The following is a 17294-nucleotide window of genomic DNA, read 5'->3' as shown; positions in this document are numbered from 1 at the left end:
GAACCAGTTGGCAACCTGCTGGACAACGCTATTTCCCCGAGCAGACGACCGGTTCGGCGACCGGCGCTCCCGCTAGGGTTGGGTATGCCGTTCGGGGGTGAGCCGTCCAGAGCCGATCTGGATGCATTGGACCGGGTGCTGGCGGGCGCCCACGCGGTCAGAGTGCGGGAGATGCGCGGCGGTTCGACCGTGCTGCTCGACGAACGCGACCCGATTGCCGTGCGGGCGCTGCGCGAGGCGCTGGAGGTCACCGCGCTCCCCGGATTCGTGTGCATGTGCTGGGGCGATGTGACCCTCGACTTCCACGACGCGGGCGACACCCCGCTCACCTCGGTGACCCTGCACCACGGGTATTCGCTGCGCTGGGACGGGTGGCCCGAGGACGCCGTGCTCGCCGACGGCGTGCGCTCGCTGGAATGGCTTGCGGTGCGCGGGGTTTCCGAACCGCTGCGGGAGTTCCGGGCCGCCGAGCGCAGGCAGGCCGAGCACGATCGGGTGACGCGACTGTGGGTGCGGGAGATTCCGGGGCCGCTGGCCGTATTCACGCATCTGTTCCTGGATACCTCGAAGAGCGGGGGCGGGCTGGGCGGCGCGGACCTCGAGGAGGTGCGCGCCGCACTCATAGCGGCGTACCCGGATCCGGTGGTGCGAATCCTCGCGCTGTTCACCTGGCATGCCGCGGGCACCGGGGCATACAGCGGGCACCCGGTGCACGAACGCGTTCCGGGACAGCTGCTGGACTGGGAGAACCGCCTGGATTTCGCGCAGGCCGTGGAGCTGGCGGACTCGCGCGCGGCGGCCGGGGCGGTGCGGTATCTCGTCAACTGGAACACCCGCAAACGGGTCGGGGCGCTGCTGGGCGCACTGTCCCCCGTCGCCCGCCGCAAGATCCTCGATCACGCCCGCGACGACGAGACCCGGCGCTGGCTGGCGCGGCGTATCACGGGCCTGCGTTGATCACGGCGCGCGCACAGGGGATGCTCGTCCTATGAGCGCCGTCGAGTTTCCCGAGCACAATGTGGGGCCGAAGTGGAAGGGCAAGCGCATCGGCTACTTCCGCGAAACCGCCGGATACAAGCGGTACCGGGAGGCGTATCGCGAAGGGTTCGAGCAGCTGCCGCCCCCGGTCGAGTCCGTGGACGTGCCAACCGGATTCGGCACGGTCCGGGCCTACCGGTTCGGCTCCGGCGGCGGAACTCCGCTGGTGCTGCTGCCCGGACGGCAGGCCGCCACGCCGCTGTGGGCGTCGAACCTGCCCGGTCTGCTGGCGATCCGGCCGGTGATCACCCTGGACCTGTTGGGCGAGCCCGGTGCGAGTGTGCAGTCCAAGGTGCTCGAGACCGAAGCGGATCAGGCCGAATGGCTCGCGGAGGCGCTGCGCGCCCTGGAACCCCGCCCGGTACACATCCTGGGGGTCTCGATCGGCGGCTGGTCGGCGGTGAATCTGGCCGTGCACCACCCGGATCGGGTGGCCTCGCTGACCGTGCTGGATCCACCGTTCGTCTTCGGCGGCGTGGGCTTGAAAATGGTTGTGGTCTCACTCGGCTCGGTCCTGCCCGGCATGCCGGACAGGTGGCGCAACAAACTCCTGAGCTGGATCTCCGGTGGCATCGAGACACCGGAGGGCACGGCCGAGGGCAAACTCATCGCCTCGGGCATGAAGGACTTCGCCGCCTACCTGCCGATGACGAAAAAGCCCACCGGCGAACAACTTTCCGCTGTCAAAGCCCCGCTGCTGGCGATCTTCGCGGGGCGCAGCATCATCCACAAGGCCACCCGGGTGGCCGCGCGCGGCCGAAAGCTACTGCCCCAGGCCCGGATCGAAGTCTGGCCGGAGGCCAGCCACGCGATCAGCGGCGAATTCCCGGACAGGATCGCCGCCGAGCTGGCAACCTTCCTGGCCGAGGTGGATCCGAGCCGCTGACCCTCGTCGTTCCGGCCCGGACACCCGTCACCCGATCCGGAATGCTCAGGGCACGAGTACTGCCCGCCCGCGGATCTGGCCTTTGTCCAAGCGCTGCAAGGCCTCCGGGCCGTCGGTGAGGTCGAAGCGTTCGACCTCCATGTGGATTTTGCCCGCCTGCGCGAGCGCGACGCAGGCGTGCAGGTCGCTTCGGGTGCCGCCCAGGGACTTTCGGACCGAGGCCCCCCACGGCCAGCCGGGGCCGCCCGCCGGTCCGGCGGTGATTTCCGGTGCGCCGCCGCCGATTCCGACCATGCGGTAGGCCCCGTTGGGAGCGACCGTTTCGACGGCGAGCTTGGCGGTGGCGTCGAGGCCGACGAAGTCGAAGACGGCGTCCGCACCGCGGCCGCCGGTCAGGTCGAGGATCTGTTTCGCGGCCTCGTCGCCCGCCAGGATGCCGAGGTCCGCACCGCATTTCGCGGCGAGATCGAGTTTCTCGGGGGCGACGTCGACCGCGATGACGCGGACGCCGCTGATGGCGTTGAGGATCTGCACGGCCACGTGCCCGAGACCCCCGATGCCGATGGCGACGGCGGTGCCGCCGGGGCGCAGGGCGTCCTGTGCGCCGCGGATGGCGTGGTAGGCGGTGAGCGCGGCATCGGCCACGGGCGCGGCCTGGAGGAAGTCGAGGTCGCCGACCGGGACGAAGGTATTCGCCGGGACGCGAACGTATTCCGCCATCCCGCCCTCGATGGTGAGCCCGGGGCAGGGCGGCATGGCGACGCGACCCGCTGCGAGACAGACGTTTTCGTTGCCGCTCACGCATTCGCGGCAGGTGCCGCAGGTCCAGAACAGGTACACCACGCCGCGCTCGCCGATATCGCGCCCGGTCACGTCGGAGCCGATGGCCTCGATGGTGCCCGCGATCTCGTGGCCGAGGGTGAGCGGATCCTCGCGCAACCGGATGGGGAAGTTGACCAGCGTCAGATCGGAGTGGCAGACCCCGGCCGCGCCGACCCGGATGAGCAGGTCGTTGGGCCCGATCTCAGGGACCGGAATGTCATTGACCTCCACCGTTTCCGGGCCGGTCCACTGGAGTGCGCGCATGGTGATTCCTCGCAGGTTCGAGCTTGTGATCTGGCGCACACGATAGCTGTCGCTTTACACTGCGTCTAGCGAATGACGGAATGTCTAACGATGTTCCGCAAAGCGCTCCCAAAAATGAGACTCGAGTCTAGGCTGCCGTCCCATGAGTTCCGCAGTGTCGCGTTCCGCCCCACCCCGCATCGCCATCGTGGGCGCCGGCATCTCCGGCATCTGCACGGCGGTCGCCCTGCAGCGGGCCGGATTCACCGATTTCACCGTGTTCGAGAAGGCCGCCGACTTCGGCGGCACCTGGCGCGACAACACCTATCCCGGACTGGTGTGCGATGTGCCGTCGCGCTACTACCAGTTCCGGTTCGCCATGAATCCCGAATGGTCCCAGCTGTATTCGAGCGGCCCGGAGATCAAGGACTATTTGGTGAAGGTCGCGCGCGAACACCGGCTGCACGAGCGCACCCGGTTCGGCACCGAGGTGAAGGGCGCGGAATTCGAGGACGGCGCGTGGCGGGTCACCACCGCGGGCGGCGAGGTGGAGCGGTTCGACTTCGTGCTCTGCGCAACGGGTTTCCTGCATCATCCGAATCGGCCGGACATCCCCGGCCTGCCGGAGTTCGCCGGACCGGTGGTGCATTCGGCACGCTGGGATCACTCGATCGACCTGGCGGGCAGGCGAATCGGCGTCATCGGGACGGGGTCGACCGGCACCCAGCTGGTGAGCGCGCTGGCCGGGCAGGTGCCGAAGGTGGTGATGTTCCAGCGCACCGCGCAGTGGATCCTGCCGACGGTGAACCGGCCGTACTCGCGGGTGACCAAGCAGGTCTATCGGCGAATTCCCCTGCTGGGCACGGCCGCCTACGGTTTCAATCGGATGATCTTCGCCGCGTTCTCGCAGGGGCTCATCCACCCCGGACGCATCCGGAGTTTCATCCAGTGGGTGGTGGCGCGGAATCTGCGCCAGGTCACCGATCCCGAACTGCGCCGCAAACTGACCCCCGACTATCAGGCCATGTGCAAACGCCTGGTGGTGTCGGACCGCTTCTACGCCGCCGTGCAGCGTCCGGACGTGGAGCTGGTCACCGAGGGCATCGACCACGTGACGCGGGACGGCGTGGTCACCGCCGACGGCCGCCTGCACGAACTCGACATGATCGTGCTCGCAACGGGATTCGACTCGCACGCCTTCATGCGCCCGATGGCGATCACGGGCACGGACGGTCGCACCCTGGACCAGGCCTGGGCCGACGGCCCACGCGCCTTCGAAGGCGTCATGCTCCCGGACTTCCCCAACTTCTTCATGCTCATCGGCCCGCACAGCCCCTTCGCCAACCACCCGCTCACCGCCGTCGCCGAAGCCCAGTCCTTCCGCATAGTCGGCTGGCTGAAGCGCTGGCGCGCAGGCGAATTCGAGACCGTCTCCCCCACCCACGCCGCCACCGACCGCTACAACGCGCTCATGCGCGCCGCCGCCCCGAGCACCGTGTGGACCACCGGCTGCCAGAGCTGGTACCTCGGCAAGGACGGCCTGCCCGAACTGTGGCCGTGGAGTCCCGGCCGCTACGAGAAGCTCATCCGCCGCGAACCCGATCCGGTGGATTACCGGCTCAGCCGCGTCGAGAGCCGGAAGTGAGGTCACGATGCTCCGCGACACACCGATCCGTGGCCCGAGGTGAGTGACGTGGAAGTCACGCTGTGGCGCTGGATATCTCGACTGTACGGCTGGTGGTGGTTCGCGCCCGCACCGGATTGGGAGCGGGTGCGGGCCCGCGTGGTGGCGGGTACGAAGTATGCCCGCGCGCCACGAGAGGTGAGCGTGACGGTGGGCGAGCTCGGCGGCATTCCCGCCGAAATCCTCACGCCGCGTGGGGCTCCCGCCGATGCGGCGGTGCTGTACCTGCACGGCAGCGGTTTCGTCATCGGCGCACCGCGGATGGTGCGACCGCTCAGCGGCGGCCTCGCGGCGGCGATGCGGACCACCACCTACGCGCTGGATTACCGCTTGGCGCCGGAGCATCCGCATCCGGCGGCCGTCGAGGACACCGTCGCCGCGTACCTGGCTCTGCTGGCTGCCGGAATCCCCGCCGAACGCATTGCGGTGGTGGGTGATTCGGCAGGCGGCACGCTCGCCCTGGAGCTGGCCCGGCGACTGCGCGACGACCACCTGCCCGCCCCCGCGATCCTCGGCCTCATCTGCCCGGTCCTGGATCTGTCCATGGATTCCGAAGCGTTCCATTGTGATCCGAGCCGGGAGCCGTTGCTGACTCCCGACCTCATGGCGCAGTTCATGGACGCCTATCTCCCCGGTGTCCCCGAGTCCAGACGCCGTGAGATCTCCCCCGTACGCCGGGATATCACCGGCCTGCCACCGATGGTGCTGCACTCGGCCGGTGCCGATCTCCTCGCGGGCGACGCCCGCCGCTTCGCCGCGCACGCCGCGAAATCCGGTGCGCCCCTGCGGCATCGCGAATATCGAAACCTGTGGCACGTCTTCCACGCCATGCCCATGAAACCGGCTCGTGAGGCCATCGGAGACCTGGTGGTCCCGCTCGCGGAGGCCGTCTACGGTCACCACACCGGGTACCGCTCAGGGCAGTAGCCGATGCGCCGCACCCACCATCATGTCCCGCACCTGCTCCGGGGACTGCCCGAGCATGCACATGCTGGTGAAGGCCGCCAGCAGCAATTGGCCCAGCAGATAATCGATTTCGGCCCGTTCCTCGGCGGGAACCGCGTCCTCGAGGATCGAGTCGAACTGCCCCATCCACAGCGCGTAGAGCCCGCGCCGCTCCCCCTCGGCCGTCGGATCTCCCGAGATGATGGCCGATACCACCGCCGAGCACAGCGGCAACTCCGCCGCCGTCCGGTCGATGATCGCCTCGAGCAGGGCGGCCACCCGTTCGCCGGTGCGACCGGTCCGGGCCGCCGTCCGGGCGCGGTCGGCGTGTTCCGCGCCGGGCGCACTGCCCGCACCGGACGTACCGGACGCACTGTCCGCGCCGGGCGCACCGGCGACGGCCGCGGTATCGCGCACCGCGAGGTCCTGCGCCCGCCAGACGGCGCTGACCTCGCGCGCCCATTCCGTACCGACGGCGGTCAGCAGTTGGTCCTTACTGCCGAAGTACCGGTACACCGTGGCCCGCGCCAGCCGCGCGCGATCGGCCACCGCGTGCATGGTCACCGCCGCGTACCCGCCCTCCGCCGCCAATTCCCGTGCGGCGGTGAGCAGCCGCTGCCGCCGCTCCCGCTGGCTGTCCGACAGCGGGTGCACGGTCGTGAAGGTGGCCGGGGAACGGGACGACATGCGCACATTCTGGCGCATGCCCGGCTGCCGTCCGTCGGCCGCCGCCCTCGATGGTGGCCGTTCGCCGAACCTCATTGCCCTCCAATCGAAGTCACCGCCCGCATCCGGCGGGCCGTGTCGCCCGGCACGAAAGGCAGGGATCCATGCCCGCTCTCGAACACTCCCCCGGCACCGGGGTCATCGTCACCGGTGGCGCGTCCGGTATCGGCCTGGCCTGCGCGTATGCGCTGGCGGAGGTGGGCCGTCCGGTCGCGCTGTGGGATCTCGCCGGTGCGGCGGCCGTGGCGGCGGCGGCCACCATCACCGAGAAGTACGGCGTGGCCGCGCTCGGTGCGGGCATCGATGTCACCGATACCGGTGCCGTCGAGGCGGCGGTGGCTCCGGCGAGAAAGGCCATGGGCGGCATCGGCGGGCTGGTACACGCGGCAGGCGTGGTGCGCGCGGAACCGCTCGGCTATCTCGATGCGGACAGGTGGGATGCCGTGCTGGATGTGAACCTGCGCGCCCAGGCGCTCATCACCCAGGCGATTCTCACCGATCTGCAAGGCAATCCGGGGTCGGCGGTGGTGGGTATCTCCTCCATCGAAGCCTTCATCGGGCAGGCATTCATCCCCGCCTACTGCGCCTCGAAGGCCGGACTTCTCGGCCTCACCCGGGCCATGGCCCATCAGCTGGGCGGCAGTGGCGTGCGCGTGAATGCCGTGTGCCCCGGCTACATCGACACTCCGATGATGCGGAACAACGTCCCCGAGGAGGTCATCGCGCAGGAGGCGTCCCGCTCGATCTTCCGCCGTCTCGGCGCGCCCGAGGAGGTCGCCCGCGCGGTCCGCTTCCTCATGAGCGACGAAGCCTCCTTCATCACCGGAACCCACCTCACCGTCGACGGCGGCACCACGGCCATCGGCGGCCAGTGACGGACCCGGCGGTCAGCGGGACATGGTGGCATTCGTGCGATGCCGCCACCACGTCCCGTCGATCACGAGCGACGGGAGTGCTCGCCCAGTTCCAGGTCGATGAACGCGCCGATCATCGCCCGCCACACCGCTTCGGCCACTGCGGGTTCCAGTCGCGCCGCGGCGGCCCGCTCGCGGGCCAGCGTCACCACCTGCTCCACCCGGTCGGGGGCGCGGACGGCCTGCTCGTCCTTCTTGAATCCCGCGGCGGCGCGCACCAGCTTCTGGCGGGCGGCGAGGAGGCGGATCAGGTCACCGTCGATGGCGTCGATGCGGGTGCGGATCTCGGTGAGCGATTGTGGAGCAGACACGATCGCCGACACTACCGGCCGCTCAGGCGAACGCGCGGGCGACGTTCGGGGCGACGAACTCCTCGAGCATGGCGCGTTCGTCGGCATCGTCGCGCCCCGGCGAGGCCAGCAGGGAGACGATGACGCGGGTGAGCCAGCGGCCCAGGCGGACTCGCTCCGGGGTGGCGAGTTCGGCGGGGGTGAACAGCCCTGCCGCGATGGCTTCGATGACGTCGGAGTCCTGGCTGATGCGCCCCGCGGGGCCGGATTCGCCCGCGCGGAACCAGGCGATGAGCAGGGGTTCGGCGCGGACTTCGCGGACCGCTGCCAGCATGGCGGTGACGGCCCGCTCGCCCGGATCGGGGATCCCGCGCACCTGGCGCATGACTTCGGCTGCGATGCGGCGGGTTTCGCGGTGCACGAAGGCCAGCCGCACGGCATGCCGGTTGTCGAAGTAGCGGTACAGGGTGGCGCGCGAGCAGCCGGCCGCCTTGGCGATATCGGCCATGCCGACCGTGCTCACGCCGCGTTCGGCGAACAGTTCCGCGGCCGCGTCCAGGATCCGTTGTGCCGCCAGGTCGGCGCGGTCGTCGGCGAGCCAATCGCGGGTCATGCCGCGACCGGGCGGAAGGGCACCGAGACGGGCCAGCGCACGTAGTTGCCCTGGGACCAGCGGACATTCGCGAGGTCGACGGTGAAGTCGGGGCAGCGGGTGAGGAGTTCCTCGAGGGCTACCCGGGCCTGCATGCGGGCGGCGGCCGCGCCGAGGCAGTGGTGGTGGCCGTGGCTGAAGGTCATGATGCGTTTGGGATTGCGGCGGACGTCGAGTTCAGCTGCGGTGGGGCCGAATTCGCGGTCGTCGCGGTTGGCGGAGGCGTAGAGGAGCAGGACGCGGCGACCGGCGGGGATGGTGGTGTCGTGCAGAGTGACGTCGCGGGTGGTGGTGCGGGCCAGGCCCTGCACGGGTGAGGTCATGCGGAGGAATTCCTCGACGGCGTCGGAGATGAGTCCGGGGTTGTCGGCGAGCAGGCGGCGCTGGTCGGGGTTGGCGGTGAGCAACTGCACCGCGCCGCCGAGATTGCCTGTGGTGGTGTCGTTTCCACCGGTGATCATGGTGAAGGCGAAGCCGAGCATGGCGACCAGGCCGTCGTTGTCGCCGTCCGCGCCGAGGCCGGAGGCGAGCAGGTGGGAGATGGTGTCGTCGCCGGGTTCGACACGGCGGCGGGCGATGAGTTCGCTGAAGTAGCCGACGAGTTCGCCGACCGCGGACATGGCGTCCTGTCCGCCCGCCGCGATGCCCGCACCGGCGACCGCGCCGCCGACGATGGCCTCGGTCCAGGTGTCGAACTTCCCCCGATCCGCTTCCGGCACACCGAGATAGTGTGCGACGACCATGGTGGGCAGGGGTTTGAACAGTTCGGTGACGATATCGCCCTCGCCCGCCGCGCGCAGTCGCTCGATGCGTTCGACCACGAACTTCCGCACCTCGGGTTCCACCGAATTCACCTGGCGTGGCGTGAATCCCGGTGACACGCGCCGCCGGAAGTCGGTGTGCTCGGGCGGGTCCATGAACACGAACGGCCGGTGCTGTCCGACGCCCGCGGCTTCCAGTCCGACGTAGTCGACGGTGAGTCCGGAGGCGGAGGAGAAGGTTTCCGGGTCGCGGGCCGCGGCGTAGATGTCGGCGTGCCGGGACAGCACGTAGAAGTCGTGCTCCGCGTGCCCCTCGGGGATCACGCGGTGTACCGGATCGTGTTCGCGCAGTGCGGAATACATGGGCCAGGGATCGCGCCAGGTGTCCCCCGACCGCAATTCGAACCGCACTTCGTGAGACGCCGTTGAACTCATGATCCGACGGTAAGACAAACACCCGATTTTGTCTAGAACACGTTTCAGTGCGACTGCTCGGTAGGATTCGCTGCGGAATTCGGATCAACGCTCGAGGGGGTTGCTGGTGGTCGAAACCACTGTGCCGGGAGGACTGCCGCGCATCACCGGTTTTCCCATGTCCACGGCGAATCCGGATCCGGACGAATGGTCCGGCGCGCAGCTCTCCGACGACCGCCTGCGCGCCCTGGCCGTCGGCGCCTACTACGGCCGCAGCTGGGGCGCCTACAACGACACCGTCGCCTACCTACCCGAACCGGGCGACCGGCGCGAGACCCGCCGCGAGGCCACCATCGAGGGCCTGCACGAGTCCTGGGGCGTCGACAATGCCGACGACGCCCGCGACACCCTGAACCGCCTGCTCACCGGCATGCACGCCCCGCTGTTCACGCTCATCCACCCGCTGGCGCAGGCCGCGGCCGGCCAGTCGTATCGCACCGATCGCGGCGGCATCGCCTCCGAGCACCGCGACTTCCTGCACACGCTCTCGAAATTCCGCGGCTACGAGGGCGCGGCGGGACTCGACCGCGATTACGACGCCTGGTTGCAGGCCATCAAACTCGGCATCGTCGACGGCCTGCCGCAGCCGTTGAACACCGATGCCACCGCCTGGGATCTGGCCCGCGTGGGTTTCATCGCCCGTTCCGCGCACACCGCCGGCTATCTGACCGAGGACGAGGCGTGGGAGCATCTCCTGCTCGCCCTGGAGAAAGCCCAGGCGCACTACCGCAATTGGCGGCAGTTCGCGTCGGGATTCCTCACCGGCGCGATCTTCTGGGCCGCCACCAAGGATCTCGCGGCGGCGAAGGAACAGGTGGCCGAGCGCCGCGCCGTGCTGCACGGCCTGTACGTGCGGCCGACGAGTCCGTGGCGGCGGGTCGCGCTGCACCCGGGAGCACCGGTGTTCGGCGTCTCCGAGCGGCACGCCAACTAGTTTCAGCCGCCCATGGCGATCATGATGCCGACGGCCTGCCGCTGGAACGGCTCGTCCTCGACCATGCCCAGCCGCCGCCGTTCCACCAGCAGTTGCCATTCGGCGAACAGATCCGTCGAGGACGGCGGCGCGGGAATGATCCCGCCGTCGACGTGCTCGATCTCGACCGCCAGGTGCAGCGCCTGCGCCACCCGCGCGAAATCGACCGCGGCCCAGTCGATGAACTCCAGCTCCACCGGCCCGGCCTGCACCTTCAGCGTCGCGACGGCGCCGGGCGCGGCCGGCTCCACCACCTCGGCCCCATCCAGCGCGGCGACCGGCAGCTCGTAAACCGTTGCGGCGGAGACGAACAGGAGGCGCAGGGTGGTGACGGCCACCAGTCCGGGCGTGCCGGTGTAGGCGGCCTGCGCCAGTTCGAGCACGAATTCGTCGCGGCGCGCCAACTGCTGTAGCGCGGTGATCTCCCGAATCGAGTTGCCCGCGTACCGCATTCGCTGGGCCGCCCAGGTGACGTCCTGGCGCATCGGCCCGTGCGCTGACGGCAGCAGCGGCGGCGGGGTGAAATCCGGGCGCGGCTGGAACATCCGCCGGAACCCCACCAGTTCCTTCTCGATGGCCCGCACCAGTTCGGCGGCCTGCTGTTTGCGCTCGGGTTCCAGGAACACCGGCACCGGATGATGCTGTGTCGGAACCCCGTTCACCACGTACTCCGGTGACCGGAAGTACAGCAGCACCGCGATCCGCCCGTCCTCGGTCGAGGCGAGCCGCGCCCGCCGCAGCTCGGTGACCGGCACGTCCAGCGCGACATCGTCATCGGCCTGCAGCGGCTGCGTGACGAGCCGCCCCTGCCCGTACCTGACCGCGGTTCTGCGCCCCCACACCTCCAGCACTGCCATGCACCTCCCCGGGCGGCTCCCGTAGCCGCGCCGCATCCGATCCTATCGATCCGCCCGTCCGCCGCCCCGGGTACCGGCCACCCCCTTGTCGGTGCCGACGGGCATGATCGTCGGACCATGACGCTGGGGAGGCGAAGGTGACGACGGTCGATACCGGGGATCAGCGGTCCGATTCCGAGGATGTGTGGGAGGTGCCCGAACGCTGGCGGACGGCGGCGGAACCCTTTCGGGGGGTCAACAATCCGAAACCGATCGACCTGGGCTCGACCGGTGTGCACGAGATCCTGCGCAGCTACCGCCCGCAGCTGGAACACTCGCTGGCCGCGACGCGCGCGGAAGGTTTCGAACACTGCGCCGACGAAGCCCTCGCCTACCTGGCCGCCCCCGACACGTACGCCTCGACGCTCGGCGCGGCGGCGGTCTGGACGCTGATCTGCGTCGATTTCGTCACCTGCCACTGCGCGAACAACTATGCGCACAGCGTGCACGTCGCGAAGTTCATCCGCGATCATGTCGTGGCGAGCTGGGTGGTCGCGCACGGCCCGGCCTTCGCGGCGGAGGCCGCGCTGCGCTGCGCGGATCTGGACGTGCGCCACGAGATGGTGTGGACGCTGGGCAGGCAGATCTACCCGCTCGCGCCCGCTCGTACCGGACGCCGCGAGATGCGCTACTTCCAGTCCCTGGCCGGGCAGATCCGACGGGTACTCGCGACCTGCTCGGATGCGGACTACGCCACCGCCGTGCAACGGCTTTCGGCGCTGCGGGCGGCGGACCCGGACGCCGCGATCCACCTGGGCGCGTCCTATCTGCTTCCCGGGCAACAGGACTGGCTGGACGCGGATCTGGCCCGTGCCGACCTCCCCGACCGCTACACGGTCAGGCATGTCGCGCCCTCCCTGACCACGGCGGCGCAGCTCGCGCGTTTCCTGGAGGTCGGCACCATCCAGTACTGGCACGAGGGACCGCGCTACAGCGTCCTGACCCAGGTGGGCCCGCCCGCCGCCGATCTGATCATCGACGAATTCCGGTCCGCCCCAGCGAAACCGGCAGCCAGTCTCCGCAAACTCGCGGCCCTGCTCGCCCATTTCCCCACCGACGCGGCCTTCCGGGCCCTCGTGGACCGCGGCGAGCTTCCCGCCGTGGCCCCGGCCCTGACCACAGCGACCTCGAACTATCCGCGCCGCGCCATGCGCCTGCTCTCCGCCGATGCGGCCGACCACGAATCCCCAGAAACAGCCGAGAGATTCCGCCTGCACGCTTGCGCGCACCCGCACCTGATCGCGAGCCACGCCGACCCGCGAGCCCTCCCGCTGCTGCGGCGGGCCGACAGCGCGGGGACCTGACGAGCCGACCGCCCCGGCCGGCCTGCGGCCGACGGAAGCTTCCGCCCCTCAGGGGTTTTCGCCGCGGCCCAGGCGCACCAGAACGAAAGTCAGTTCGGTGTCGCCTATTCGGACCACCGAGCCGTCCCGGAGGATGGCGCTGTCCACCACCCGGGTGCCGTCCACATAGACGCCGTTGGAGGAGTTCAGGTCCTTGAGGACGTAGGTGAGTTCGTTGTCGGCGATGAGGGCGTGGTGGCGGCTCACCCGGCCGTCGGGGAGCGCGATGTCGTTGTCGGAGAGGCGGCCTATGCGGGTGACGGTGCCGACTATCGGGTAGATGTTGCCGACGCGGTCGCGCAGCAGGGCATGGGGTTCATGCCAGCTGCGGTCGACGATGGTGGTGGCCCGGGTGGCGGACGCCTGCCCGGCGGAGCGGATGGACAGCGGGTCCTGGCGCAGGATGCTGGCCTCGAGTTCGCGGATGCGGTGGCCGGGGTCGATGCCGAGTTCGTCGGCGAGGGTGGTGCGCAGGCGGCGGGCGGCGTCGAGGGCGTCGGATTGACGGCCCGCCATGTAGAGGGCGGTGATCAGCTGCTCCCAGAGGGATTCGCGCAGCGGGTGCTCGCGCACGAGCAGGGCCAGCTCGGAGATGACGGATTCGGCGCGGCCCTGGGCGATATCGGCTTCGGCGCGGGCTTCGATGACGCCGACGCGCTCGTCGTCGAGGGCAACGGCGTAGGCGTCGGCGAAGCCCAGGCCGCGCAGGTCCGACAGCACCGGACCGCGCCACTGGGCGAGCGCGTCGGACAGAGCCGTGCTGGCGGTGGAGAAGCGCCCGGCGGCGAGGGCGCGCAGGCCGTTCTCGCGGCGGGTGCGGAAGCGGAAGACGTCGCAGGCGGTGTCGTCGACCATGAGGCGGTAGCCGGTGCCCATGTGCTGCAGCGCGTTGCGGGCGTCGATGCCGCCGTCGCGCAGGGGTTTGCGCAGGTTGGAGATGATGGCGTGCAGGCTGACACGGACGGCGGGGGGCTGGTTCTCCTCCCAGACGGCGGCGGCCAGGGCATCCACCGAGACCGGCCGGTTGGCGTGAATCGCGAGGTAGGCCAGGACAGCCCGCTGTTTGGGGCCGCCCAGCTGCTGCTCCACCCCATCGATCGTGAGCTGCACCGGGCCGAGCACTCCCACCCGCGCCCGCACCTCGGCCATCATGGAACTCCTCGGACCGGCCCGCGCTTGTCAGCAGTCACTGTAATGATGCCCCCGCTCCCCGCCCCTGTGAATCGACGGTGAATCCATGTCGCCACAGTGGGCGGGAGCGTTAACGGGCGGGGCTCACGCGGTCGGCAGGGTGAAGGCGGCGGTGCGCACGGTGTCGCCGTGCTTGAAGTCCAGGAACAGGCGGTAGGTGCCCGGACCCGGGACCACGGTGTGGAAGGCGATCTCCGGACCGGCCGGGGTGACGCCGTCACCGGGCTCGCCGTTCGGGTGGACGTGCACGTAGGCGAGGTCACCCGCACGCAGGATCACCAGGTGCCCGAAGGCTGCCAGATACGGCTGGAGATCGGTGACCGCCTCGCCGTCCTTGCGGACCGTGAGGGTCACCAGGCGGCCCTCGCCCGGAACGAGCTCACCGTCGAGGGTCACCTCGTAGCCGTCGACCACGGCGGTGCGGGCCGCGGCGGGTACCGGACGCGGCTCGTAGGCGCCCGCGACCGCGAAATCCGCTCCGAGGGTGATGGTCTTGCCCAGCGCCCGCGGCTGGATATCGGTGAACACCCGGTACGCGCCCGCCTCCGGCAGGTTCAGGCGGACCGCCCACGTTCCGTCGGCCGCGCGCTCGGGGTGCACATGCCAGAAGCCGTCCAGCTCGCGGCGGGCGACGATCAGATGCAGTTCTTTGTCGTGAATATCCGCGTACTCGGTCACGGCCGCGCCGTCCGGCCCGAGGATGCGGAACCGGAAGTCGATTTCACCTGGGCGAGTGAACGTTTCGGCCAGCGCCAGGGTGTAGCCGTCCTGGGTCACCTGCAGCCCGCCCGGCAGACCGGCCTCGTGCCCGCTATGGGCGGCGTGCGCATCGTGCCCGGCGTGAGCTGCCGCAGCGACGTTGGCGTGCCCTGCGTGGTTCGCGTGTGCGGCATGCGGGTCGTGCGCCGCGGGAGCGGCGTTGTGCGCGGCGTGGTCGGTGTGAGCGGCGTGGTTGTGGTGTGCGGCGTGCGCGTCGGTGGTCATTTCTCGGCCTCTCTCAACCGTTTTCGTTCTCGTGACACCGAGAAAGTTACATACCCCCCAGGGGTATATGCAAGTCGTGGCGCGAGTGAACTGGGTCACCGTGGCGAAGGCGGGTTCGGATCACGCTGACGGCAACCGTGGCCGCGACCGCCCGGTTCGACGATCGTCGAACACATGGCGACCGGAACCACCCTGTTCGCGTTGGGCATCGAACTCGACGACGAACGGCAATCGAACGCCCGCGCCCTGCGGGAACGCGTCCACGCGGCGGAGAACGCGGGCTTCACGTTCGCGACCTTCGACGATTCCCTCAGCCCACCCGCGAACGCGGCTGCCGGACGGATCGATTCGACGACCCGCGCGGCCTTCGTCGCGGCCACCACCAGCACGCTCGGCCTGGTGCCGGTCGTCGCCGCCACCTACGCCGAGCCGTTCCACCTGTCCTCGCAACTGGCGACGCTGGACTACGCCTCGCGCGGTCGCGCGGGCTGGCTCGCGGTGGACGATCCGGGCACGGCCGCCGCCTGGGGCGCGCGCCCACGAACCACCGAGGACGAGATCCGCAGGGAGAGGGTGGATTCCGTCGAGGTCGCCCGGCGACTGTGGGATTCCTGGGAGGACGACGCGGTCATCCGCGACTACGCGTCCGGCCGGTTCCTGAATCGCGAGAAGCTGCACTACGCGGATTTCATCGGCGAGACCTTCTCGGTGAAGGGACCGGCCATCGTGCCCCGCCCACCGCAGGGGCAGGTGGTCGTCTTCACCTATGACACAACAGGTTCCGATAATGCCGACGTCGTACTCGTGGCCGGCGGCGACGCCCACAACGCCCCTGGCCACCCGGCCGCCACCATCGCGGCCGTGACCCAGGCCCGCACCGCCGGATTCGCCCGCGCCCTGGTGGATCTCGACCTCGCACTCGATACCACCAGCGCCGCAGCCGATCTGGTCGCACAGCTCACCGAGCTGGCCGAGTACGCCGACGGTGTCCGCCTGCGCCTGTCGAATATCGACGAGGGCCTGCCCCTCCTCGCCCGCTACGTCCTGCCCGCCCTGCTGCGCGCGGGCACCGCGCACCGCCCCGTTCCGGGTTCGACGCTGCGCGCGAATCTCGGTCTCTCCCGGCCCGTCAACCGCTACGCGAAGGAGCTCACCCGATGAGCGCGGTCCCGTTCCCCGACGCCCAGGTGCATTTCGGCGTGTTCTTCCAGGGTGTCAACCACAGCACCATCTGGTCGGATCCGAGCAGCGGCTCACAGATCGACTTCGAGACCTTCCGCCGGGTGGCCACCACCGCCGAGCGTGGTCTGTTCGACGCGTTCTTCCTCGGTGAGGGCCTGCGCCTGCGCGAGCAGGACGGGCAGCTGCTGGACACCGATATCGCGGGCCGCCCGGACGCCATCACGCAGTTGGCGGCATTGGCCGGTATCACCGAGCGCATCGGTCTGGTGGCCACCCAGAACACCACCTACAACGAGCCCGCGGATCTGGCGCGGCGGCTGGCGAGCCTGGATGTGCTGTCGGGTGGCCGGGCGGGCTGGAATGCCGTCACCACCGACAATGCCTGGACGGGTGAGAACTTCCGGCGTGGCGGGTATCTGGATCACACGCTGCGGTATGAGCGCGCGGCCGAATTCGTCAGTGCCGCACAGGAGATCTGGGACGCGTGGTCGGCGACGCCGAGCCCGGTCGAACGCGACAGCGAGCATTTCACGGTATCCATCACACCGACGGTGCCGCGCAGCCCGCAGGAGCATCCGGTGATCTTCCAGGCCGGAGTATCGCCCGACGGAAGGGATTTCGCGGCCGCGCACGCGGAGGTCATCTTCTCCCCCTTCGGCACCGATTTCGACTCGGCGCTGAAGTTCGCCCAGGACATCGGCACTCGGCTGGTGGCGGCGGGCCGCCCCGCCGACGACATCCGGATCCTGCCCGGCACCCAGATCGTGTTGGCGGAGCAGGAATCCGAGGTCGAGGAGAAGAAGCGCTGGGTGCTGGAGAGCCAGTTGACCGGCGCGACAGCACTGTCCATCGTCGGCCAGGTGTGGGGCAGGGATCTCTCGCACCTGGATCCCGACGGCCCACTGCCTACGGAAGATCCTGAGCCGTCGGTCATTTCGGGCACCCGGGGCGCGCAGCGGCACGGTGCGGATCGGGTGCTGCTGGCCGAGCAGTGGCGGGAACTGGCTGCGGCCAAGAACCTCACCCTGCGCGGCGTCGCCCTCGAGACCTCGACGCGGACCGGCTTCGCGGGCACGCCCGGTCAGGTGGCCGACGAGCTGACCCGCTGGGTGCGGCACGGCGCGAGCCACGGTTTCAACATCACCCCGTACCTGGTGCCGTCCGGCCTGGACGAGATCGTCGACTGGCTGATCCCCGAACTCCAGGAACGCGGCGCGTACCGCACCGAGTACACCGGGACGACCCTGCGCGAACACCTCGGCCTGCGCCCGCCCCGCACGCGACGCTGAC

At 69.8% G+C, this 17294-nt stretch carries 17 protein-coding genes; 9 read left to right on the top strand and 8 right to left on the bottom strand.

Going from position 1 to position 17294, the window contains the following annotated elements; all coding sequences use genetic code 11:
- Nucleotides 1-84 precede the first annotated feature (84 nt).
- Both JK358_RS16230 and JK358_RS16225 read left to right on the top strand, forming a co-directional pair.
- Complete coding sequence (locus tag JK358_RS16230; RefSeq protein ID WP_201948542.1) at nucleotides 85-957, top strand: hypothetical protein; 873 nt, start codon at nucleotides 85-87, stop codon at nucleotides 955-957.
- Between the two features lie 31 nt (nucleotides 958-988).
- Nucleotides 989-1924, top strand: coding sequence for an alpha/beta fold hydrolase (locus JK358_RS16225; RefSeq protein WP_201948541.1), 936 nt, complete (start codon nucleotides 989-991; stop codon nucleotides 1922-1924).
- Nucleotides 1925-1969: 45 nt separating this feature from the next.
- On the opposite strand, the gene JK358_RS16220 is transcribed toward JK358_RS16225, so the two are convergent.
- Nucleotides 1970-3010, bottom strand: coding sequence for an NAD(P)-dependent alcohol dehydrogenase (locus tag JK358_RS16220; RefSeq protein ID WP_201948540.1), 1041 nt, complete (start codon nucleotides 3008-3010; stop codon nucleotides 1970-1972).
- Nucleotides 3011-3152: 142 nt separating this feature from the next.
- Between JK358_RS16220 and JK358_RS16215 the strand changes: the two genes are divergently transcribed.
- Both JK358_RS16215 and JK358_RS16210 read left to right on the top strand, forming a co-directional pair.
- A complete protein-coding gene (locus JK358_RS16215) occupies nucleotides 3153-4634 on the top strand; it encodes a flavin-containing monooxygenase (protein ID WP_201948539.1) in 1482 nt (493 codons plus the stop codon).
- Between the two features lie 48 nt (nucleotides 4635-4682).
- Nucleotides 4683-5600 carry an alpha/beta hydrolase gene (locus JK358_RS16210; RefSeq protein WP_201948538.1) on the top strand — a complete coding sequence of 306 codons (918 nt, stop codon included), beginning with the start codon at nucleotides 4683-4685 and terminating at the stop codon, nucleotides 5598-5600.
- Here JK358_RS16210 and JK358_RS16205 read toward each other — a convergent pair.
- Nucleotides 5589-6305 carry a TetR/AcrR family transcriptional regulator gene (locus tag JK358_RS16205; RefSeq protein ID WP_201948537.1) on the bottom strand — a complete coding sequence of 239 codons (717 nt, stop codon included), beginning with the start codon at nucleotides 6303-6305 and terminating at the stop codon, nucleotides 5589-5591. The genes JK358_RS16210 and JK358_RS16205 overlap by 12 nt on opposite strands.
- A gap of 143 nt (nucleotides 6306-6448) precedes the next feature.
- Here JK358_RS16205 and JK358_RS16200 point away from each other — a divergent pair, with 143 nt between their 5' ends.
- Nucleotides 6449-7219: an SDR family NAD(P)-dependent oxidoreductase gene (locus JK358_RS16200; RefSeq protein WP_201948536.1), complete on the top strand. Its 771-nt coding sequence runs from the start codon at nucleotides 6449-6451 to the stop codon at nucleotides 7217-7219.
- Between the two features lie 62 nt (nucleotides 7220-7281).
- On the opposite strand, the gene JK358_RS16195 is transcribed toward JK358_RS16200, so the two are convergent.
- The 3 genes from JK358_RS16195 to JK358_RS16185 are packed head-to-tail and all read right to left on the bottom strand — an operon-like array spanning nucleotide 7282 to nucleotide 9396.
- Entirely contained in the window at nucleotides 7282-7569 is a 288-nt protein-coding gene (locus tag JK358_RS16195) for a chorismate mutase (RefSeq protein WP_201948535.1), read from the bottom strand.
- 22 nt (nucleotides 7570-7591) lie between these two features.
- Nucleotides 7592-8161 (bottom strand): TetR/AcrR family transcriptional regulator, encoded by a 570-nt coding sequence (locus tag JK358_RS16190; protein WP_201948534.1) that lies wholly within the window; start codon nucleotides 8159-8161, stop codon nucleotides 7592-7594.
- Nucleotides 8158-9396, bottom strand: a complete 1239-nt coding sequence (locus JK358_RS16185; protein ID WP_201948533.1) for a cytochrome P450 — start codon at nucleotides 9394-9396, stop codon at nucleotides 8158-8160. The genes JK358_RS16190 and JK358_RS16185 overlap by 4 nt, the downstream gene beginning before the upstream one ends.
- A gap of 106 nt (nucleotides 9397-9502) precedes the next feature.
- On the opposite strand from JK358_RS16185, the gene JK358_RS16180 reads away from it, so the two are divergent.
- Complete coding sequence (locus JK358_RS16180; protein WP_201948532.1) at nucleotides 9503-10369, top strand: DUF1266 domain-containing protein; 867 nt, start codon at nucleotides 9503-9505, stop codon at nucleotides 10367-10369.
- A 2-nt stretch (nucleotides 10370-10371) separates the two neighbouring features.
- Here the strand turns inward: JK358_RS16180 and JK358_RS16175 are convergent, their stop codons facing one another.
- Nucleotides 10372-11265 (bottom strand): hypothetical protein, encoded by an 894-nt coding sequence (locus JK358_RS16175; protein ID WP_201948531.1) that lies wholly within the window; start codon nucleotides 11263-11265, stop codon nucleotides 10372-10374.
- A gap of 137 nt (nucleotides 11266-11402) precedes the next feature.
- On the opposite strand from JK358_RS16175, the gene JK358_RS16170 reads away from it, so the two are divergent.
- Entirely contained in the window at nucleotides 11403-12608 is a 1206-nt protein-coding gene (locus JK358_RS16170) for a hypothetical protein (protein WP_201948530.1), read from the top strand.
- 48 nt (nucleotides 12609-12656) lie between these two features.
- Here JK358_RS16170 and JK358_RS16165 read toward each other — a convergent pair whose 3' ends face one another.
- Both JK358_RS16165 and JK358_RS16160 read right to left on the bottom strand, forming a co-directional pair.
- Nucleotides 12657-13796, bottom strand: a complete 1140-nt coding sequence (locus tag JK358_RS16165; protein WP_201948529.1) for a BTAD domain-containing putative transcriptional regulator — start codon at nucleotides 13794-13796, stop codon at nucleotides 12657-12659.
- Between the two features lie 126 nt (nucleotides 13797-13922).
- Complete coding sequence (locus JK358_RS16160; protein WP_201948528.1) at nucleotides 13923-14822, bottom strand: DUF8832 domain-containing protein; 900 nt, start codon at nucleotides 14820-14822, stop codon at nucleotides 13923-13925.
- A 174-nt stretch (nucleotides 14823-14996) separates the two neighbouring features.
- Between JK358_RS16160 and JK358_RS16155 the strand changes: the two genes are divergently transcribed.
- Complete coding sequence (locus JK358_RS16155) at nucleotides 14997-15983, top strand: LLM class flavin-dependent oxidoreductase (protein ID WP_201948527.1); 987 nt, start codon at nucleotides 14997-14999, stop codon at nucleotides 15981-15983.
- Complete coding sequence (locus tag JK358_RS16150; protein WP_201948526.1) at nucleotides 15980-17293, top strand: NtaA/DmoA family FMN-dependent monooxygenase; 1314 nt, start codon at nucleotides 15980-15982, stop codon at nucleotides 17291-17293. The genes JK358_RS16155 and JK358_RS16150 overlap by 4 nt, the downstream gene beginning before the upstream one ends.
- Nucleotide 17294 lies beyond the last annotated feature (1 nt).

The organism is Nocardia acididurans (assembly GCF_016741815.1).
Classification (GTDB): Bacteria; Actinomycetota; Actinomycetes; order Mycobacteriales; family Mycobacteriaceae; genus Nocardia; species Nocardia acididurans.
This window is presented reverse-complemented; position numbering and strand designations above follow the sequence as displayed.